The 21213-nt window shown below is 61.8% G+C and carries 16 protein-coding genes; 8 read left to right on the top strand and 8 right to left on the bottom strand.

Features of this window, described 5'->3' with window-relative positions; all coding sequences use genetic code 11:
* The first annotated feature begins 47 nt into the window (after positions 1-47).
* The 6 genes from RFER_RS02500 to waaF all read left to right on the top strand — a co-directional run bounded on the left by RFER_RS02500 (position 48) and on the right by waaF (position 5834).
* Positions 48-731, top strand: coding sequence for a winged helix-turn-helix domain-containing protein (locus RFER_RS02500; protein WP_011462828.1), 684 nt, complete (start codon positions 48-50; stop codon positions 729-731).
* Positions 728-2080 (top strand): ATP-binding protein, encoded by a 1353-nt coding sequence (locus tag RFER_RS02505; protein WP_011462829.1) that lies wholly within the window; start codon positions 728-730, stop codon positions 2078-2080. Before RFER_RS02500 ends, RFER_RS02505 begins: the two co-directional genes overlap by 4 nt.
* 82 nt (positions 2081-2162) lie before the next feature.
* On the top strand, positions 2163-3566 hold the full coding sequence (locus tag RFER_RS02510; RefSeq protein ID WP_011462830.1) for a wax ester/triacylglycerol synthase domain-containing protein: 1404 nt from the start codon (positions 2163-2165) through the stop codon (positions 3564-3566).
* 77 nt (positions 3567-3643) lie between these two features.
* The gene (locus RFER_RS02515) at positions 3644-4594 is read left to right on the top strand and encodes a branched-chain amino acid transaminase (RefSeq protein WP_011462831.1); all 951 of its coding nucleotides are present in this window, start codon (positions 3644-3646) and stop codon (positions 4592-4594) included.
* Positions 4595-4606: 12 nt separating this feature from the next.
* Positions 4607-4810 carry a zinc-finger domain-containing protein gene (locus RFER_RS02520; protein ID WP_011462832.1) on the top strand — a complete coding sequence of 68 codons (204 nt, stop codon included), beginning with the start codon at positions 4607-4609 and terminating at the stop codon, positions 4808-4810.
* Between the two features lie 34 nt (positions 4811-4844).
* The gene (gene waaF / locus RFER_RS02525; protein ID WP_041790058.1) at positions 4845-5834 is read left to right on the top strand and encodes a lipopolysaccharide heptosyltransferase II; all 990 of its coding nucleotides are present in this window, start codon (positions 4845-4847) and stop codon (positions 5832-5834) included.
* Between the two features lie 262 nt (positions 5835-6096).
* Here the strand turns inward: waaF and RFER_RS02530 are convergent, their stop codons facing one another.
* The 8 genes from RFER_RS02530 to RFER_RS02565 form a co-directional block, all read right to left on the bottom strand.
* Positions 6097-7380, bottom strand: a complete 1284-nt coding sequence (locus RFER_RS02530; RefSeq protein ID WP_011462834.1) for a sensor histidine kinase — start codon at positions 7378-7380, stop codon at positions 6097-6099.
* A 2-nt stretch (positions 7381-7382) separates the two neighbouring features.
* Complete coding sequence (locus RFER_RS02535) at positions 7383-8087, bottom strand: response regulator (RefSeq protein ID WP_011462835.1); 705 nt, start codon at positions 8085-8087, stop codon at positions 7383-7385.
* A 68-nt stretch (positions 8088-8155) separates the two neighbouring features.
* Positions 8156-10603: a glycogen/starch/alpha-glucan phosphorylase gene (locus tag RFER_RS02540; RefSeq protein ID WP_011462836.1), complete on the bottom strand. Its 2448-nt coding sequence runs from the start codon at positions 10601-10603 to the stop codon at positions 8156-8158.
* 31 nt (positions 10604-10634) lie between these two features.
* A complete protein-coding gene (glgA, locus tag RFER_RS02545) occupies positions 10635-12119 on the bottom strand; it encodes a glycogen synthase GlgA (protein ID WP_011462837.1) in 1485 nt (494 codons plus the stop codon).
* The gene (glgC, locus tag RFER_RS02550) at positions 12116-13387 is read right to left on the bottom strand and encodes a glucose-1-phosphate adenylyltransferase (protein ID WP_011462838.1); all 1272 of its coding nucleotides are present in this window, start codon (positions 13385-13387) and stop codon (positions 12116-12118) included. Before glgC ends, glgA begins: the two co-directional genes overlap by 4 nt.
* Before the next feature lie 34 nt (positions 13388-13421).
* Positions 13422-14960, bottom strand: a complete 1539-nt coding sequence (malQ, locus tag RFER_RS02555) for a 4-alpha-glucanotransferase (RefSeq protein ID WP_011462839.1) — start codon at positions 14958-14960, stop codon at positions 13422-13424.
* Complete coding sequence (gene glgX / locus RFER_RS02560; RefSeq protein WP_011462840.1) at positions 14957-17176, bottom strand: glycogen debranching protein GlgX; 2220 nt, start codon at positions 17174-17176, stop codon at positions 14957-14959. The genes malQ and glgX overlap by 4 nt, the downstream gene beginning before the upstream one ends.
* A 38-nt stretch (positions 17177-17214) precedes the next feature.
* Complete coding sequence (locus tag RFER_RS02565; RefSeq protein ID WP_011462841.1) at positions 17215-18540, bottom strand: AmpG family muropeptide MFS transporter; 1326 nt, start codon at positions 18538-18540, stop codon at positions 17215-17217.
* A gap of 43 nt (positions 18541-18583) precedes the next feature.
* Here RFER_RS02565 and RFER_RS02570 point away from each other — a divergent pair, with 43 nt between their 5' ends.
* Positions 18584-19429 (top strand): M48 family metallopeptidase, encoded by an 846-nt coding sequence (locus RFER_RS02570; protein WP_011462842.1) that lies wholly within the window; start codon positions 18584-18586, stop codon positions 19427-19429.
* Between the two features lie 65 nt (positions 19430-19494).
* Positions 19495-21117 carry an indolepyruvate/phenylpyruvate decarboxylase gene (gene ipdC / locus RFER_RS02575; RefSeq protein ID WP_011462843.1) on the top strand — a complete coding sequence of 541 codons (1623 nt, stop codon included), beginning with the start codon at positions 19495-19497 and terminating at the stop codon, positions 21115-21117.
* Positions 21118-21213: the final 96 nt, after the last annotated feature.

The raw sequence follows: 21213 nt of genomic DNA on the forward strand, positions 1-21213 counted from the left end.
GCTGCTTGGCAAGGCACGCGGACCTTGGATTTTTTGGGAGTTGATGGATGAGAATTTTGCTGGCAGAAGACGACTCGATGTTGGGCGATGGGCTGCGCGCGGGCTTGCGCCAGCTGGGGTTTCAGGTGGACTGGGTGCGCGATGGCCTGGCGGCCGAGCGCGAGCTGGCCTGCGGCGACTACGCGGCCGCGGTGCTGGACCTCGGCTTGCCCTTGAAAGACGGCATCGATGTGCTGCAAGCTGTGCGGGCAAGCAAGATCACCACCCCGGTGCTGGTGCTGACGGCCCGCGACGCCGTGCCGGATCGGATCCGCGGCCTGGACCTGGGGGCTGATGACTATGTGGTCAAGCCGGTCGATTTGCATGAACTGGGTGCGCGCCTGCGCTCGCTGGTGCGCCGCGCCCATGGGCAGATGCAGGATGTCTTGCGTTGCGGTGCGGTGCTGCTGGAACCTTCGGCCCGGCGCGTCAGTCTGAACGACGAGCCGGTGGCGCTGTCCACCCGTGAATTCGATTTGTTGCACGTGCTGATGCTCAACGCCGACCGCGTGTTGTCGCGGGAGCAACTGGAACAGCAGCTCTACAGCTGGGGCTATGAAGTGGAAAGCAATGCAATCGAGGTCCACATCCACCATCTGCGCCGCAAATTGCAGCCCGACTTGATCCAGACCGTACGCGGCATTGGGTACACCGTGCAACGCGGGTCAGCACCGGCATCGGCGTCCACATGAGGACCGCTCGCCGCCTGAAGTCCTTGCAGGCCCGCTTGCTGGCACCCTTGCTGGGGCTGCTGACCGTGGTCTGGCTGGGCGCGGCTGTCATGATCTGGTTTGATGCCAGCCACGAACTCGATGAATTGCTGGACGGCCATCTGGCGCAGGCCGCCGCCTTGCTGATCATGCAGCAGGCCCACGCGCATGAGGCGGACAGCGTGGAAGACGCGCCCTCACTGCACAAGTACGCACCCAAGGTGGTGTTTCAGGTGTTTCACGAAGGGCGGCTGGTGTTGAGCTCGGCCAATGCCGGCACCGCGCCGATTGCCGGCAACGCGCAGGGCTTTTCAACTGTGCGTTTGGCCGATGACGCCCAGTGGCGGGTGTTTGCGACCCGCGGCGCCGAGCACGATGTGCAGGTCTATGTCGGCGAGCAGACCGAGTCGCGCGATTCCATTCTGTTGGCCGTGCTGCAAGGGGTGCTGTTGCCGCTGGTTATTGCGCTGCCGCTGTTGGCGCTGGTTGGTTGGTGGGCCGTCCGTCAGGGCCTGGCGCCCCTGCGCCACCTCAGTCGGGTGCTGGCACAGCGCCGCCCGCAGGCCATGGAACCGTTGCTGGTCCCTGACTTGAGCACAGAAATGGTGCCCGTGGTGCAGGCCCTGAACGGCCTGTTTGAACGCATCGAGCAGATGCTGGTGTCGGAGCGGCGCTTCACGGCCGACGCGGCGCACGAGCTGCGCACCCCGATTGCCGCCATCCGCGCCCAGGCGCAGGTGGCGCTGGGTGCCGGTCATGATGCCGCGCAGCGCGACCATGCCCTGCAGTTCACCCTGGCCGGCTGTGATCGGGCCACCCACTTGGTCGAGCAATTGCTCACGCTGGCGCGGCTGGAGGCGGCCCCCGCCAGCGCTGCCGATGCGGTGGCCAGGGTGGATTTGAGCGCGCTGGCACGCCGTGTGGCGGCCGATCTGGCGCCCACCGCGCTGGCGCGCGGGCAAACCCTGCAGCTCGAAGCGCCCACCGCCTGTCAGGTGGCAGGTGATGAAGCGCTGATCGGGGTGCTGGTGCGCAACCTGGTTGACAACGCCCTGCGCTACAGCCCGAACCAGGCGCAGGTTTGGGTCAGCGTGGCGATGGAGTCCGGGCAAGCCGTGCTGCGCGTGCAAGACAGCGGCGCGGGCATGACCGAGCCCGAGATAGCACGCCTGGGCGAGCGGTTTTACCGCGTGCTGGGTAGCGACCAGCCGGGCAGCGGCCTGGGTTGGTCGATTGTCAAGAGAATTGCGACTGTATTTGGCGCCCAGGTGCAGGTCAGTCGCTCTGAACGCCTGGGCGGCCTGGCGGTGACGGTGCGCTGGCGGCGCTGACGGCTCAACCCAAATGGCTCAAAGGAACGAGGAAAGATGACGCAAAATGGCGCCTCCCATTGCAAAGCAAGAACGAGGCACCATGAGCAAACTGTCGTTACTGGATCTCGGGTTTTTTATTGCCGAGACGCAGGCCAGTCCCAAGCACGTGGCGGGCCTGCTGATTTGCAGGCGGCCGCCCAAATCGACGCTTGCCTTTGCCAAAAATCTGTACCGCGAACTGCTGACGTTTACCGATGTCAAGGCACCGTTCAATCGCGTGATCAAGTTTTCATTGAAGGCCATGCCGCACTGGCAGTACAGCAAGGCGGTCGATCTGAAGCAGCACATTTTTTATCACAAGCTCGCCGGCGGCTGCAATGACCGGCAAGCGTTGTATGACTTTGTATCGAAGCTGCACCAGCCCATGCTGGATCGTTCGCGCCCCTTGTGGGAAGTGCACGTGATTGACGGTCTGGAGATCGACCGGAAAAAAGGCTACTTCGCGCTGTATCAAAAAATGCACCATGCGTGCGCCGACGGCGTCACGATGTCGCGCTGGACCTCGGAGAGCATGGCGCAGACGCCCGATGATCTCGAGCTGACGCCGGTGTGGACCAGAAAGCACGGCGGCCATGGCGATCGGCACAAACAAGCCATGCAGGACTTGATGCATTCCTTGTGGAAAGATGTCGGCGGCACCACGCTGCGTTTTTTAGGCATCGCCCGCCTGGCCACCATGCTGCTGCTGGAGAGTGTCAAGCTCACCAAGAACGCCATCGCCTTGCCCTTTGTCTCCACTGCCAAGACGCCTTTGACCGGGCAGGTGACGGCCGGCCGTCAGTTCACCACCGCCGGCGTTTCACTGGCGCGGGTCAACCAGGTTCGGGAACGGACCCGCTCCACCATCAATCATGTGGCGCTGACCTGTCTGGATGGCGCCTTGCGGCGTTACCTCAAGGATCAGGGGGTTGAGCTCCAGCGCCCGATCACGATTCAGATGCCGGTCAACCTGCGCAAAGAGGGCGAGAAGACAGCGGGCAACAAGATTGGGATTATTCAGGTGGAACTGTCGGCGCCCACCGACGACCCCTATGTGCGGCTGCGCAACATCGGGTTTTCGCTGCGCAGTGTACGCACGATGATCGACAGCGTGGCGCCCGAGGCGATCGAGTCCTACACCATCATCACCGGGCTGGTGGCGCAGATTGCAGAATTGCTCCAGCTCAGCAACACGCTGCCCCCCATGGGCAACACCCTGGTCTCCAACGTGCCGGGGCCCAAAGAGTATTTGTACATCAAAGGCGCCAAGATGGAAGAGATGCACCCCATCAGTACCCTGCCGCCCAGCAATCTGCTCAACATTACCCTGTTCAGCTACGCCGGGGAGCTTTTCTTTGGCCTGATCGCGACCGACGAGCTGCCCAATTTGCAGCGTTTGGGTGACTATGTGCAGGAGGCGTTTACCGAGCTGGAAAGCTCGGTCCGCGATGCCCGTGCGGCCTGAACGCAGGGCACCTGTCGCGGCCTCGTAAAATCAATTTTTTTGCAATATTTGCAAGTCCCATACCCGAGGAACTACTTATGAGCCCTGTAACCCCTTCCATGTCCGACCGCGACGGCAAAATCTGGATGGATGGCCAGATGGTCGACTGGCGCGACGCCAAGATCCATGTGCTGACGCATACCCTGCATTACGGCTGCGGCGTTTTTGAAGGTGTGCGCGCTTACAACGCCGTCGGCGGCACCGCAATTTTCCGGCTCGAAGATCACACCGAACGCCTTTTCAACAGCGCCAAGATCCTGCGCATGAAGATCCCGTTCAGCATGGACGAGGTGCTGGCGGCGCAAAAGGCGGTGGTGCGCGAGAACAAGCTGGAGGGCGGCTACATCCGTCCCTTGAGCTGGATTGGCGACGAGAAATTGGGTGTGAGCCCCAAAGGCAACACCATTCACCTGATGGTGGCGGCCTGGCCCTGGGGTGCGTATCTCGGCGAAGAAGGCATGAAACGTGGCATTCGGGTCAAGACCAGCAGTTTTACCCGCCACCACGTCAACATCACCATGACGCAGGCAAAGGCGGTGAGCAACTACAGCAACTCGATCCTGGCCAACCTGGAAGTCACCGACGAAGGTTACGACGAGGCCCTGCTGCTCGACTGCTCGGGCTTTGTGTCGGAAGGCCCGGGTGAAAATATTTTCGTCGTCAAAGACGGCGTGGTTTACACGCCGGATCTGTCGTCCGGCGCACTCAACGGCATCACCCGCAACACCATCTTCCACATTGCCAAGGACCTGGGGCTGGAACTGATTCAAAAACGTATCACCCGTGATGAGGTTTATATCTGTGATGAAGCCTTCTTTACCGGCACGGCGGCTGAAGTCACCCCGATTCGCGAACTTGACCGCATCGAACTGGGCAAGGGTGACTATGTCGGCAGCCGCGGCCCGATCACCGAAAAAATCCAGAGCGCCTACTTTGACATCGTCAATGGCCGCAACCCGAAATATGCCCATTGGCTGAGTAAAGTCTGAAAGAAAAATACCGTGAACAAATCTACTGTCGAACTCCTGGCCGCAGACCTCAACCACCAAGGTGGCGTGTTCTGCCCCAACCCCAAGGCCGATATGAAACTCTGGGACAGCCACCCCAAGGTCTATCTGGACGTGGCCCATAGCGGGGAGGCCAAGTGCCCTTACTGCGGCACGGTTTACAAACTCAAGGCGGGTGAGCACTTCGCCGGGCACTAAAGAATCGGGGTCTCTCCCCCATTCTTTTCGTTCTTTGATCATCGCGCCCCAGTGGATCGGGGATGCGGTGATGACCGAGCCGCTGATGCGCCGCCTGCAGGCGCGCGGCGAGCGCCTCACGGTCGGTGCGCTGCCGTGGGTGGCGCCCGTGTACCGGCTCATGCCACAGGTGGCGGAGGTGATTGAATTGCCCTTCGCCCACGGTGGCCTGCAGCTCAAGGCCCGGCGCAGCTTGGCCCGGCAACTAAGCGGCCGGTTTGACGTGGCTTATGTTTGCCCCAACTCCCTGAAAAGCGCCTTGTTGCCGTTGCTGGCGGGTATTCCGAAGCGGGTAGGGTACCTGGGCGAGGCACGGGTGGGCTTGCTGACGCACCGTTTGAAAAACCCGCCCAAGGCCCAGCGCCCGCCCATGGTCGCGTTTTACTCGGCGCTCAGTGGTGCGGCTGACTCAGGCAATGACCGGCCGCAACTGCAGCTGAATCCGGTTGAGGTTGACATCGCCCTGGCGGCGCTGGGGTTGCAGCGCGGTGCTTATGACGTGTTTGCCCCTGGGGCTGAATACGGCCCGGCCAAGCGCTGGCCGACCCGTCATTTTGCCGAGTTGGCCCGTCGTCTTGAGTTGCCGGTTGTGTTACTGGGTTCCGCCAAGGAACGTGACTTGTGTCGTGAGATTGCCGACCTGGTCAACGCCGACCAGCCGGGCAAATGCCGCAATCTTGCCGGCGAAACTTCGCTCGCCCAGGCATTCAGTGTCATCGGCGCTGCAAAATGCCTGGTCAGCAACGATTCCGGCCTGATGCATGTGGGAGCCGCCTTGGGTGTGCGTCAGGTGGCCCTGTTCGGCTCCAGCAGCCCGCTGCACACGCCGCCCCTCAATGATAGGGCGGCCGTGCTGTGGCTCAAGAACGATGCAAGTTACCAGCCGCCGCTTGATTGCGCGCCCTGTTTTGAGCGCGAATGTCCGCTTGGGCACACACGCTGCCTGGTGGATATCACGGCTGACCGTGTGTTACTAAATATGTAGCTATACAAGCAATGACAACGGGGGCTAGAGGCTTGTTTTATACAAAAAAAACCACCCGAAGGTGGTTGTAAAAAAGTCCCCGAAGGAACCTCGTTGGATTCTTTGCAGGTCTGAGCGCCCGTCTATGACTGACTGGACTCCAACGCTTGAGCACTGTGACAGCAGTTGGGGACACTTTACCGAGCATTCGTGTAATGTGCCATCCCCCATTTGGGGGATATGGCGCGGTTTTTGGGTAGAAAAATGTCGCTTTTTGCGACTTTTATACTTTGTCGACCGGCGAAAGCGGCAGCCGGACGACAAAGCAGGCGCCGCCATCGGGGCGATTCTCGCAAGACACCGTGCCACCATGGCGCAGGGCGATCGATTTCACCAGGGCCAGCCCCAGGCCGACGCCGCCATCGCGCTCGGTGGCGCCTGGCAAGCGGTAAAAGGGCTCAAATATCCGCTCTCGCAGCTCGGGTGGAACGCCTGGGCCGCGGTCACAGACACTGATGACGGCCTGCCTGTCGGTCTTGCGCAGTGTCACCGTGATCTCGCCCGCCGCATGGCGCCTGGCGTTCTCCAGCAGGTTGCGCATCGCGCGGCGCAGCAACTTGGTGACACCTTGCACCGGCAAGTCGGACGGTCCTGCCGGCTCGGTCGGTGTGGCTGATGAGTCGCTGGCCAGTTGCACATCGAGCTCTGCGTTGACCCGAGCGCACTCCTCCGCTGCCAGACCAATCAGGTCAACCGACTCGATCGTGCCCATGTCGGCTTCGCGGGCATCCAGGCGGCTGGCCAGCAAAATCTCCTCAATCAACTGGTCTAACTCGCTGATGTTGCGGGAGATCTCGTTCTTGAACGCCGGTGACGCTGACGAACCCATCAACTCCAGCCCCATGCGAATGCGGGTCAGAGGCGAGCGCAGCTCATGCGAGGCGTTGGCCAGCAATGATTTCTGCGATGCCAGCAGCGATTCATGCGACTTCACCAGGGTCTCGATGCGCTCGGCCGCATGGTTGAAGCGCGCCGCCAGAAAGGTCACCTCGTCGGCGCCGGCCTCCGGCACCCGGATCGAAAGGTCGCCTTCGCCCCACTTCTCCACCCCGTTTTGCAGCAATTCCAGACGGCGCGTGAGCTTGCGAATGATCGGATAGGTGGCCAGCGCCACCGCGATGCCGACCAGGGACAGGGTCCAGAAAAAACCGAAGGGCGGGCGACTCCAGGGTGACTGTGGCGGGCGCGGGAATTGCAGATGCACCATTTGCCCATCGTTCATCACCACCACGAACTCCGGGTCGTTGCCATACTGGCTGTAGGGGCCGAGCCAGCGATCCTGCGCATCTGGCGCCCGGTCGCTGTTCTCCCCAAAACCGACGTCCGGTGGCCGGCGCATGCGGGAGTGCCCATTGCCAATGATTCTCCCGACATGGTCACGGATGACCACGTTGCGCAGGGGTGGCTCGGCCGTGAGCCGCCAGGCCCAACCGACCAGCAAGGTCAGAACCGCCACCGCCAGCACCACGGCCAGCCAGATCCGCACATACAGTTTCTTGAAGAACATGCTCAGTCTTGCTGGCGGGCGAATACATAGCCGACGCCGCGCACCGTGAGGATGCGCTTGGGATCCTTGGCATCGAGTTCAATGGCTGCGCGGATGCGTCCCATGTGCACGTCGATCGAGCGGTCAAAGGCGTCGAGTTCACGTCCGCGCACGGCTTCCATGATCTGGTCACGCGTGAGCACCCGCCCGGCGCGCTCGGCCAGCGCCACCAGCAGATCAAACTGGTAAGAGGTCAAGTCGCAGAGTTGGCCCGCCACACTGACGGAGCGGGCGTCGCGGTCGATTTCCAGTGTGCCAAAACGCAGCTGTGTTTGAACGGGGTGCGCGCCCTCCACATGGCGGCGTAACACAGCGCGAATGCGGGCCAGCAGCTCGCGTGGCTCAAACGGCTTGGGCAGGTAGTCATCGGCGCCGATCTCCAGCCCGATGATGCGGTCCATCGGGTCGCCCTTGGCGGTCAACATCAGCACCGGTATTTGCGCCAGGGCGCCGGGCAGTGAGCGGATGCGCCGACACACCTCCAGCCCGTCCATGTCAGGCAGCATCAGATCCAGGATGACCAGGTCAGGTGGGTCGGACTGCAGGTCGGTCAGCCCGGTTTGGCCGTCGCCGGCATGGCCCACCACAAACCCTGATTGCGCCAGGTACTCACTCACCATCTGGGCCAGGCGCGTGTCATCTTCGATCATCAATAGGTGTTGAGTCATGGAAATAGTCTAGGGCCGGGCAGATAAAAGCGCATGGGGCGACTGTAAAGTTTCGGTAAATGGAGCTGTCACCGCAGGGGCGCCACGCCCCAGATATCGGTGGCATATTCGCGAATCGTGCGGTCGGAAGAAAAAGGTCCCATGCCGGCAACATTCAGAATCGCGCTGCGCGTCCATGCGCCGGGGCGCCGATAGAGATCGTCCACCTTGTCCTGGCAGGCACAATAGTCGCCGTAATCGGCCAACAACTGGTAGTAGTCAGACTCCAGCAGCACATTGACCACATCGCGGTAGCGACCGGGCTCCTCGGGCGAAAACCCACCTTGAGCCAGGCGGTCAATGGCAAACTTCAGATCAAAATTGCCCTCGTAGTAGCTGCGCGGCAGATAGCCGTAACCCCGCAGCTCAGCCACTTTTTCGGCGCGGTTGCCAAACACGAAAATATTGTCCGGGCCTACCTTCTCGGCAATTTCAATGTTGGCACCATCCCAGGTGCCAATCGTGAGAGCGCCATTGAGGGCGAATTTCATGTTGCCGGTGCCTGAAGCTTCGGTGCCGGCGGTTGAAATCTGCTCCGACAAATTGGCCGCTGGAATGATGATTTCTGCCAGCGACACCCGGTAATTGGGGATGAACACAACGCGCAGCAGCGAACCGATCAGGGGGTCGTTGTTGATCACGCGCGCCACGTCGTTGATCAGCCGGATGACGAGTTTGGCCATGTAGTAGGCGGAGGCGGCCTTGCCGGCAAAGATCACGGTGCGTGGCACCCAGTTGGCATGCGGTTGGGCCAGTATGCGGTGGTAGCGCGTGATGACATGCAGCACATTGAGCAGTTGGCGCTTGTATTCGTGCATGCGCTTGACCTGGACGTCGAACAGACTGTGCGGATCCACGATGACGCCCGGGCAGCGCGCCATCAGGTCCGTCAGACGGCGCTTGTTTTGCTGCTTGGCCAGCCGGAAGGCATTTTGAAACTCCGGCTCGTCGGCCAGATCGCGCAACTGGGCCAACTGATCCAGATCTTGCCGCCAGTCGGGGCCGATGCGGCTGTCGATCAAGGTCGATAGCGAAGGGTTGGCCAGCGACAGCCAGCGGCGCGGGGTAATGCCGTTGGTTTTATTGCAGAAGCGCTCCGGATACATCCGCACAAAATCGGAAAAGATCGTGTCCACCATCAATTGACTGTGCAGGGCCGAGACACCATTGACCTTGTGACTGGACAACACCGACAGATGGGCCATGCGCACCCGGCGCACGCCGCGCTCTTCGATCAGTGAAATACGCCGCAACAAGGCATGGTCATCCGGGAATCGGGTATGAACTTCAGCCAGAAAACGGGCATTGATGTCGAAGATCAGACCCATGTGCCGGGGCAACACGCGGCCCAGCAGTTCCACCGGCCAGGTCTCCAGGGCCTCTTCCATCAGGGTGTGATTGGTGTACGAGAAGATGCGCGTGCACAGGCCCCAGGCGGCTTCCCAGTCAAGTTGGTGCTCGTCCATCAGGAGTCGCATCAACTCGGGCACCGCCAGCGCCGGATGGGTGTCGTTGAGGTGAATAGCCACCTTGTCGGCAAGTTGTTCAAAGCCGCTGTGGTTTTTGAGGTGACGCCGCAAAATATCCTGCAGCGAGGCACTGACAAAAAAGTACTCCTGGCGCAGGCGCAATTCATGCCCGTGCTCGGTGCGATCATCCGGGTAGAGTACCCGCGAGACGTTTTCTGATTGGTTTTTGGCCTCCACTGCCTGGATGTAATCGCCCCGGTTAAAGGCGTCCAGGTTGACGCCGCCGCTGGCACGTGCCGACCAGAGCCGCATGGTGACCACGCTGCGCATCTGATGGCCAGGCACGCCGCTGTCGTAGGCGGTGGCAATCACATCTTCGGTATCGAGCCAGAGCGATTGGCCGTTCTGCGGTACCAGGCGTCCGCCATAACGGATGGTGTAGCTGAGTTCGGGGCGCATGAACTCCCACGGATAGCCGTTGACCAGCCAGTAGTCGGGCTCTTCCACTTGCTGTCCATGTTCGATACGCTGGGCAAACATGCCGAATTCGTAGCGGATGCCATAACCCATGCCGGGCAGGCCCAAGGTGGCCATCGAGTCCAGAAAGCAGGCTGCCAGGCGACCCAGACCGCCGTTGCCCAGGCCGGCATCGGGCTCCAGGTCAATCAGGGCATCAAAGTCGGCACCCAGCAGGGCGCAGGCCTGTTTGACGGGTTCATAAATGTCAGTCGCCAACATCGCATTGGTCAGTGCCCGTCCGGTGAGAAATTCCAGCGACAGGTAATACACGCGCTTGGCATCCTGGTCTTCGGCCTGGGTCAACGACTCGCGCCAGCCGTCCATGATGCGGTCGCGCACGGCATGAAACACGGCAAACAGCCAGTCGCGCTGGGTGGCGGAGTGCAGGTCTTTGCCGACCTGGTAAACCAGCCTGTTCGAGATTGACCGGCGCAGCGCTTCGACGCTGTTGGTGGGTTTGTCAAATTGAAAAATAGCGGTGGCGGGCATGGTCAATGGCTCCGGAAAATACACAGATGAATTATTTTGCACCCGGCCGCAATGTTTGGTACATGGCCAGGTAGTGCTGCGCAGAAGCGAGCCAGTCAAAGCGCAGCCCCATGCCCCGTTGTTGCACTGCCAACCATTCGTCGGGGCGTCGAAACAAGACAAAGGCCCGCCGCACGGCGCTGAGCAATCCGGCGGGGCTCAATTCGTCGAACACAAAACCAGTCGCACTGCCTTCGTCCAGATTTTCCAGCGTGCAATCGACCACCGTGTCGGCCAGACCGCCGACCCGGCGTACCAAAGGCAAGGTGCCGTAGCGCAAGCCATAGAGCTGCGTCAGGCCGCAAGGCTCAAATTCAGAGGGAACCAGGATGACATCGGCACCGGCAATGACCGCGTGGGCGGTGACCTCGTCGTAGCCAATGCGCACACCGACCTGGCCGGGGTAGCGGATGGCCGCATCCACAAAGGCCCGTTCCAGCGCTACGTCACCCTGGCCCAGCAAGGCCAGTTGACCACCACGCTGAACCATGTCCGCCAACACCTGGGGCAGCAGGTGCAGCCCTTTTTGCTCCGTCAAGCGGCTGACGGCACCAAATACCAGGGCATTGGCACGCGGCTCCAGTCCAAATTTGGTTTGAAGTGCGCGCTTGGCGAGAGTTTTGCCCTGCAGCTTGTGCTCATCGTAGGGGGCAGGCAGCAAGGCATCGGTGGCCGGGTTCCATATCAGGTCATCCACCCCATTGAGAATTCCCGAGAGTGAGTTGGCGCGCTCGCGCAGCAGGCCATCGAGTCCGCAGCCTTGCGCTTCGGAGCTTATTTCACGGGCATAGGTCGGGCTGACCGTGGTAATGCGGTCAGCATACCGAAGCGCCGCCTTCATGAAGGAGACCTTCCCAAAAAACTCAAAGCCATCGATATCAAACCACGACTTGGGAAGACCCAGCCGGGTGACTTCTGCGGCTGCAAACAAGCCCTGATATGCCAGGTTGTGAATGGTGAAAACTGTCGCTGGTGTGGCTTGTTTGGCTGCGGCAAAGGCCCGCACATAGGTCGGGGTCAGGCCGCTATGCCAGTCGTGGCAGTGAATGACATCGGGTCGCCAGTGCGGGTCAAGCCCCTGCCCCAGGGTCGCTCCAGCCCATCCCAGCGCCGCGAAGCGAATCGCGTTGTCGCTCCAGTCCTTGCCGTCCGGCCCGAGGTAGGGGTTGCCGGGACGGTCATACAAGGCCGGGGCTTGAACCAGATAAACCGGCAGTTCCAGCCCGGGCAGAGTGGCCAGCGTCAGGCTGGCAGGGGGCAGGACCGGGGCCGGGCCCCAGGGCATGGGCCCTGCCGGCAAACTGGCAATAGGCCGCGTTGAAAGGGCCTGGTTGGCAATGGCTGGGAAGGCCGGCAGCAGCAAGCGCACCTCGCAGCCCACAGCCTGCAGTGCCGGGGCCAGACCGGCGCTGACATCGGCCAGCCCCCCGGTCTTGAGAAATGGAAACAGTTCGGTGCAAACATACAAAACCTTCATGCCTGACTCACCCGCAACGCCTCCAGCATGGCCACCGTGACCAGCACCACACCGTCGGCACTGACATGGAAACGCCGCGCGTCGTCCTCAGCGTCAAAGCCGATCGTCATGCCCGCAGGAATACGGCAGCCTTCGTCAACCACCACCTTGCGTAACCGGCAGTGCCGTCCGACATCAGCCTCCGGCAGAAGGACCGACTCTTCCACGCTGCTGTAAGAGTGAAGGTGAACCCCGGTGAACAGCACGGATCGCCGCACCAGCGCACCCGACACAATGCAGCCCCCGGATACCAGCGAGTCGACCGCCATACCGCGGCGCCCCTCATCATCAAAGACAAACTTGGCCGGTGGCGAGGTTGGCTGGTAAGTCCAGATCGGCCAATCCTTGTCATAGAGATCGAGCTGGGGAATGGTGGCGGTCAAGTCGATATTGGCGGCCCAGTAGGCATCGACCGTGCCGACATCGCGCCAGTAAGAAGGGCTCTCCGGGCTGGATTTGACGCAAGACAGGTCAAACGGATGGGCCATGGCTTCGCCGCGTGACACGATGGCCGGGATCAAATCCTTGCCAAAGTCGTGGTGGGAGGCGGCATCTTCAATGTCGGTCTGCAACGCGGCAAACAGATAGTCGGCGTCAAATACATACACCCCCATGCTCACCAGCGCCTGTTCCGGCTGGTCCAGCATCGGTTGCGGGTGCGCCGGCTTTTCATCAAACCGGGTAATGTGGCGCATGGCATCCACCGTCATGACACCGAAGGCGCTGGCTTCTGCCAGCGGCACTTCAATGCAGGCGACCGTGCAGGGCGCACCCAGGGCCACGTGGTCTTCGATCAGGCTGGCGTAATTCATCTTGTACACATGGTCGCCCGCCAATACCAAAATATATTTGGGATCGTGCTCGCGCAGGATATCGATATTTTGATAAACCGCATCGGCCGTGCCCCGGTACCACGATGCCTCGTCAACGCGCTGCTGGGCTGGCAGCAAATCGATGAACTCATTGACTTCGTTGCGCAAGAAAGACCAGCCATGCTGCAAATGGCGCAGCAGGCTGTGCGACTTGTACTGTGTCAACACGCCGATGCGGTGCAGCCCCGAGTTCACACAATTGGATAGCACAAAATCAATGATCCGGAACTTGCCGCCAAAGTGGACGGCTGGTTTGGCACAATTTTCCGTCAGGTCCTGCAGCCGGGAACCGCGGCCTCCCGCCAGGACCAGGGAGATGGTTCGACGGACCGGGCGGTGATGAGCACCATCTTTCATGAGAAACCTCCTGGAAAAAATATCAATAATCAGGCTAGCGAAGCAGATTGCGGCCATGGGCGTGAGCCATGTCTTTCAGGCGCCGGGCCGGTGTATCGCCGACCTGGCGCCAGGCAAAACGCCATTGCCAGCAACCCTGCGCCACACCGGGCGTGTTCATGCGATGCAAGCCGTCCAGTCCCAGTACATCCTGGAGCGGAAATATGACCGTGTTCGCTTTTGACTGCGAGAGCGATTGCATCATGGCCCAGTGAATCTCGAAGTCCGCCAGAGGGCCGAGATAGGCGCGGGCGACGTGCCGTTGCCCGGCGCCCGCCGTCTGCCACCAGCCCAATGTGGTGTCGTTGTCATGCGTGCCGGTGTAGGCTACCGTTTGGACGTCAAAGTTGTGCGGTAGGTAAGGATTGGCAGGGGTGTCGCCAAATGCAAACTGCATCACGCGCATGCCGGGAAAGCCGCAGTTCTGGCGTAAATCGGTGACGGCCTGGGTGATGATGCCGAGGTCTTCCGCAATGATCGGCAGCAAGCCGCTCGCCCCTTGCTGTAGCCGGGCTTGGGCCAATGCGTCAAACAAGGCTTGGCCGGGCCCCTGACGCCAGCAACCCGCGACTGCCGTGGGTTCGGTGGCCGGAATTTCCCAATACGACTCGAAACCGCGAAAGTGATCCAGCCGGATCACATCCACCAGCTCAAGCAGGTGACTGAGCCGGTCCTTCCACCAGGCAAAACCCTGCTCCGCCATCACGTCCCAGCGGTACAGGGGGTTGCCCCAGCGCTGACCGGTCACACTGAAATAGTCGGGTGGTACACCGGCTACGACCGTTGCTTCGCCCAACGGATCCAGCAGGAACAAGTCGGTGTTGAGCCACACATCGGCACTGTGATGCGCAACAAAAATAGGAGCGTCGCCCACAATCGCGATGCCACGTGCGTGAGCGTAGTCACGCAAACGCTGCCACTGCACCATAAAGCGCCACTGGATGAAGCTGAAGAACCCGAGCTCGTCTGCCATCGACTCGCCCACTGCGGCCAGCGCTGCCAGGTCGGCCTGTGCCAGCCCCGTGGGCCATTGGGTCCAGGGTTTGCCGTGGTGCGTCTCCAGTGCCATGAAAAAGGCGTAACCCTCCAGCCAGTGCGCTTGCTGCAGCCGAAAGCGTTCAAACTCGGTCCAGTCACTGGCTTGCGTGTGTTCCAGGAAACCCTGCCATGCTTCACGCAAACGTTGCAAGCGGTACGGCGCCACGCGCTCAAAGTCACAGCGCCCCACTTCAAACACCGGCGGCTCCTGCGCTGACAGCCAGCCGTTTTTCACCAGTTCATCCAGGTCCACCAGCAGTGGATTGCCGGCAAAAGTGGAGGGGCTGTGGTAGGGCGAGTTGCCTGGCCCCACCGGCGAGAGTGGCAGTATTTGCCAGAGTCGCTGTCCGGCCGACACCAGCCAGTCCACAAAATGGTAGGCCTCAGCCCCGAGGTCGCCCGAGCCATGGGGGCCTGGCAGAGAGGTCAGGTGCAGCAGCACGCCGCTGCAGCGTTGCGAAAAAATGGCCGCCGTGGCCGCTTGCGCCGGGCTCATGCTTGAGCCTCAAGTGGCAACACGGGATTCGTCACGTGCTGGACGAGTCCGAGCATCGTGCGTGGTGCGGCAGTGATCGCCTGCGTGCAGGCGGGCGCAGAGTTCCATTGGGCATCCGGCAACACCCAGCTGGCGGCACTGTCCAACACGGTGTGCCAACGCCCCGGGGGCAGCGCAAAAATCTGGGGCTCATCGCCCGCATGGACCAGCAGCAACCAGCGCAGCGGCATGGCGTCACTCGCTTCGGCCGTGTCGGTGACTTCGATCAGGCCGGCAAAACTGCGCGATTGAGCATCGTCCCAGTCGGGTGCAGCCATGGCCGCGCCGTCCGGCCTGCGCCAGGCGATGTCTGCTGCCGTGACCCCGGCCCCGGCCGTGGCGCGACCGGTGAACCAGCGCGCATGGCGCAGCGCCGCGTGGGTTTGACGCAGGTGGACAAGGCCCCCGACAAAATTGGTCAATTCAGGGTCTGCACCTGGCCAATCGAGCCAGCTGGTCTCGTTGTCCTGGCAGTAGGCGTTGTTGTTTCCCTGTTGGGAATGGCCCAGTTCGTCACCTGCCAGCAGCTGTGGCAGTCCCTGCGAACAAAACAGCGTGGCCAGCAAGGCGCGCCGCCATTGCGCGCGCACGGACTGCACCGTAACATCGTCCGTGGGGCCCTCCACCCCGGCGTTGGCGCTGAGGTTGTGGTGCTGTCCATCGCGGTTGCCTTCGCCATTGGCCAGGTTGTGCTTGTGGCGGTATGAGGTCAAATCCGCCAGCGTCATGCCGTCATGGGCGCTCAGCAGGTTGATACAGGCCAGGGGAGAGCGGCCGTCATGGTCAAAGTAATCGCTGGAACCCGTGAGCCGGCGCGCCAGCCCGCCCCGCGTGCTGTGGTGGCCCAACCAGAAGGCGCGGCTGGTATCGCGAAAACGGTCATTCCATTCATGCCAGCGAGCGGGAAATCGTCCGAGTTGGTAGCCATTCGGCCCAAGGTCCCACGGCTCGGCAATCAGCTTGATACCGGCCAAGACCGGGTCTTGTGCCAGGGCCGTCAGCAGGCCGGACATCGGGTGAAAATCGTGATGAAGAATCGGGTCGCGCCCCAGTGCAGTGGCGAGGTCAAAGCGAAACCCATCCACACCAAACGCCTGCACCCACCAGCGCAGGCTGTCCATGACCAGCTGTACGGCGCAGGGCTGCGCCAGATTGAAGCTGTTGCCGCAACCGCTGAAGTTAAGGTACTGGCCCGCCGTGTCCAGTGCGTACCAACTGGCGTTGTCCAGACCGCGCCAGCTCAAGGTGGGGCCAAAAGTGTCACTCTCGGCGCTGTGGTTGAACACCACATCCAGCACCACCTCCAGTCCGTGCTGGTGCAACTGGTCCACCATGTGCCTGAATTCGGTACGGTCATCGGTAAACTGGCCGCTGGCGTAAGCCGGCTCAGGGACGAAATAAGCCAGGGTGTTGTAGCCCCAGTAGTTGCGCAAGCCCTTTTGCAGCAGATGTGCTTCGGTCACAAACAGTTGCACCGGCAACAAACACAAGGTGGTGATGCCCAGGTGCCGGTAATGCGCCAGCATGGGTGGGCTGGCCAAGCCGGCATAGGTGCCGCGCAAGGCGACCGGCACGTCGGGGTGGCGCTGCGTCAGCCCTTTGACATGCGCTTCGTACAGCACGGTGCGGGCCAGCGGCACCCCGGGCTTGCGGGTGATGGCCGCTCCCCCCTGCAACTCGGCCGCCAGGTCCAGCACCTGGGCTTTGGGCATGCGTGGCGCGTTGTCGTGCGGGTCGGGCGCGGCATTTAGCACGGTTGCATCGGCAGCCGCTTGCCCCAGGTAGTCGCGCTCCAGCGACAGGTGCTGCGTGGACCCTTTGAGCGCGCGCGCAAAGGGATCAAGCAGCAATTTGGCCGGGTTGAAACGCTGGCCGTGCGCGGGCTGATACGGTCCATGCGCACGCAGCCCATACAACTGACCGGCCTTCAAACCGCGCACAAAACCGTGCCAGACACCGTCGCTGTGCGCGGGCAAGCGGATGCGAGCAGTCTCCTGCGCACCATGTTCGTCAAACAGACACAGCTCAATCGCCTCGGCGTGGCGGGAATAGACAGCGAAGTTGATGCCGCTCTGGCCGTCAAGCGTCATGCAGGTGGCGCCCAGCGGCCAGGACTGCCCGGTTTTACACGGCAAGCCGGGCCTGTTGGCAAGGGCATCTGCATCGCTGGTCAACATGAAGTCAAGGCGTGGTTGATAGAAATAGGGTTGCCAATTTACGCCTGTCGGGCCCGGGACGCCAGCCAGACCAGCAACAACACGGGCAGGCCCAGCAGGGACGTCCCAATGAAGAAATTCTGGTAACCAAACGCATCCACATACCGGCCCGAATAGCCAGCCAGAAACTTGGGGGCGAGCAGCATCATAGAACTGAACAACGCGTACTGGGTGGCCGAGTAGTTGATATTTGTCAGACTGGACAGGTAGGCAATGAAGGCCGCCGAGGCTATGCCGCTGGCCAGGTTGTCAGCCGAGATGACAAAAATAAGTGCCGTTAGATCATGGCCCCGTGTACTCAAGGCCGCAAACAGCAAATTGGTGGCGGCACTCAACACCGCGCCCAGCATCAGCACCCGCATCACACCGAACCGCATCGACAGCACACCGCCCACAAAAGCGCCGACCAGCGTCATGATGACGCCGAAAATCTTGGTCACTGCCGCCACCTCGTCCTTGGTGTAGCCCATGTCCACATAAAACGGATTGGCCATGATGCCCATGACCACGTCGCTGATGCGGTAAATGGCAATCAGCGCCAGGATCAGCAGCGCCTGCTTGCCGTAGCGATGCAAAAAGTCGGCAAACGGTTCAATCAAGGCGCCGCGCAGCCATTCGCGCGCATTTTTGGCCGATGGCATGGCCCGGCGCAGCGGTTCGGGCGACAGCAGCACCGTCAACACCCCCAGCAACATGCTGGCCGCCATCACCAGGTAAGCGGTTTGCCAGGCACCATGCTGATAGCCGGCCACCCCGGCCACTTCGGCTCGCGCCGCCACCCACAACACCCCGGCCCCGGCCCAGATCATGGCCAGACGGTAGCCGGTCTGGTAAGCCGCTGCCAGCGCCGCCTGGCGATTGATATTGGCCGATTCGATGCGAAAGGCATCCAGTGCAATATCTTGCGTCGCCGAGCCAAAGGCCACCGCCAGGGCACCCCACACCACGGGCTGCAGCGCGACCCGCGGGTCGTTGAATGACATGGCCACCAAACCGGCCATCACGGCCAGCTGGGCCAGCAAGAGCCAACTGCGCCTGCGGCCCATCCAGCGTGTCAGCAGCGGAATGGGCATCCGGTCCACCAGCGGCGCCCACACCCACTTGAAAGCGTAGGCCAGGCCGACCCAGCTCAAATAACCAATGGTGGTGCGGTCAAGGCCGGCCTCGCGCAGCCAAAAACTCAAGGTGCCCAGCACCAGCAGCAAGGGCAGGCCGGCCGAAAACCCCAGTAGCAGCATGCGCAGCGTGGGTGGCTCCAGATAAACTTTGAAAGTGTCGATCCAGGCGGGCTTGATTTGGGGGGTGTTAGAGGCACTTGATGTCATGCGGGAATAATACGCGGAGCCCCGTCGTTGCCTGAACCCACTGATGAATACACCATACCACTGCCCCTTGTGTCTGACGCGCCGCCTGGCGCTGCAAGGCATGGCCCTGACGCTGGTTCTGCCGGGCGCCACATGGCCGATCGCGCTGGCACGTGAGGGCGTCGATGTCGGCGGCAATTCGGTCTTCAGCAATCTGGTGCCGGCCGAAACGGTGGAGCGCTCGGCCGGCCAGCAATACGCCCAGCTGTTGCAACAGGCGGCGGCCCAGCACGCGCTGGGCAGCAAAGACCATCCCCAGGTGCGGCGTCTGCGCGCCATTGCCAACAAGATCATTCCGTTTGCCAGCACTTGGAATCCGCGGGCCAGCAACTGGCGCTGGGAAGTCAGCCTGATCGGCAGCAAGCAGATCAACGCGTTTTGTATGCCGGGCGGAAAAATTGCTTTCTACAGCGGCATCCTGGAACAACTCAAACTCACCGATGCTGAAATCGCCACCGTCATGGGGCACGAGATGGCCCATGCCCTGCGGGAGCACGCCCGCGCTCGCCTGGGCAAGAATGCCGCCACCGGCATCGGCGCCAGCCTGTTGGGACAGGTGCTTGGCTTGGGTAATTTGGGCCAAACCGTCACCAACTACGGTGCGCAGTTACTGACGCTGCAGTTCAGCCGCAGCGACGAATCGGATGCTGACCTGGTGGGTATGGAGTTGGCGGCTCGTGCCGGCTTTGACCCGCGCGCCGGTGTCACGTTGTGGCAAAAAATGGCCGCCGCCAGTCGGGGCGCGCCGCCGCAGTGGCTGTCCACCCACCCCTCGGGCAGCACCCGCATCAGCGATATTGAACGCAACCTGCCCAAAGTGACGCCGCTGTATGAGCGGGCCAAGCAGTAGTTGTGCCAGGTTGTCAGTTCCGGTGAAATAATCGCCTTCTTCCTGTACTGAACAAGACCCACCCCATGAACCTCACCGAATCCCTGCTGCACGCCCTCAAGGCGCATGGCGCACGGCAAATCTTTGGCATCCCCGGCGACTTCGCGCTGCCGTACTTTCGTATTATTGAGAAGTCCGCCATCCTGCCGCTGTACACCTTGTCACACGAGCCGGGCGTGGGTTTTGCCGCTGACGCCTGTGGCCGTATCAGCGGTGGCCTGGGTGTGGCGGCTGTGACCTATGGCGCCGGCGCCTTCAACATGGTCAATGCGGTGGCGTCGGCCTACGCCGAGAAATCACCGCTGGTGGTGCTGTCGGGCGGTCCCGGCAAGGGCGAATCTCAATCCGGACTCTTGTTGCACCACCAGGCCAAGACATTGGATTCGCAGTTCCAGATTTACAAGGAAATTACCTGCGATCAGGTTCGGCTGGATGATGCCGAGCGCGCCCCGGCCGACATCGCCCGGGCGCTGGCCAATTGCCTGCGCCATTCGCAACCGGTGTACATCGAGATTCCGCGCGACATGGTGGCCGAACCCTGCTTGCCGGTGACGGCGCAGGCCGCTTTGGCGGTTGACCCGGATGCGCTGGACGCCTGCGTGACAGACATTTTGCAGCGCCTGGCGCAAGCCAGCGCGCCCGTCCTGATGGCGGGCGTTGAAGTGCGGCGTTTCGGGCTGGAGGCCAAGGTCGCCGAATTGTCAAGTCGGCTGGCGCTGCCGGTGGTCACCAGTTTCATGGGTGTTGGCTTGCTGGCGCAAACCGAGGCACCCCTGGTCGGCACCTACCTCGGCGTGGCGGGCTTGCCCGAGGTGACGCAACTGGTGGAAAACTCCGACGGTTTGTTTCTGCTCGGCGTGATTGTGTCGGACACCAATTTCGCCGTGTCGGAGAAGAAGATCGATCTGCGCAAAACCATACGGGCTCTGGCGGGCCAGGTCACGATGGGTTACCACACCTATTCCCATATACCGCTGGCGGCGCTGGTGGACCACCTGCTGCTGCGGGTGCCGGCCACCGACAAGAAGTTTTCGGTCAAACACCAGAGCTATCCGCACGGCCTGGTGGCGGACGCCGCGTCCATCACACCCACTGACATCGCCACCGCCGTCAATGACCTGATGGCCAGGCACGGAAAACTGCCGATTGCCTCCGACATGGGTGACTGCCTGTTTACCGCGCTGGACATTGAACACACCGCCCTGATCGCGCCCGGCTACTACGCCACCATGGGTTTTGGTGTGCCCGCCGGCCTGGGTCTGCAGGCCGCGACCGGTGAGCGCCCGCTGATCCTGGTCGGTGACGGCGCGTTCCAGATGACCGGCTGGGAGCTGGGCAATTGCCGACGCTATGGCTGGGACCCGATCGTGCTGCTGTTCAACAACGCCAGCTGGGAAATGCTGCGCACCTTCCAGCCCGAGTCTGGCTTCAATGACCTCGACCACTGGGGTTTTGCCGAAATGGCAGCCGGCATGGGGGGAGATGGAGTGCGGGTCAACACCCGCGCCGAGCTCAAGGCCGCGCTGGACAAGGCGATTGCAACCCGCGGGCGTTTTCAGTTGATTGACATCACGATCCCGCGTGGTGTGCTGTCAGAAACGCTTTCGCGCTTTGTGGCCGGGGTCAAGCGGCTCAGCACGCCGCAATAGACGGCGCCCGGTCCGCACGCTGTGACAGGTCCGGGGGTAGGCTGGGAAATATATAAGAAACAGGCCTCTAGCCCCCGCTGTACAGGCGCAACACGC

This window comes from Rhodoferax ferrireducens T118, assembly GCF_000013605.1.
Classification (GTDB): Bacteria; Pseudomonadota; Gammaproteobacteria; order Burkholderiales; family Burkholderiaceae_C; genus Rhodoferax; species Rhodoferax ferrireducens.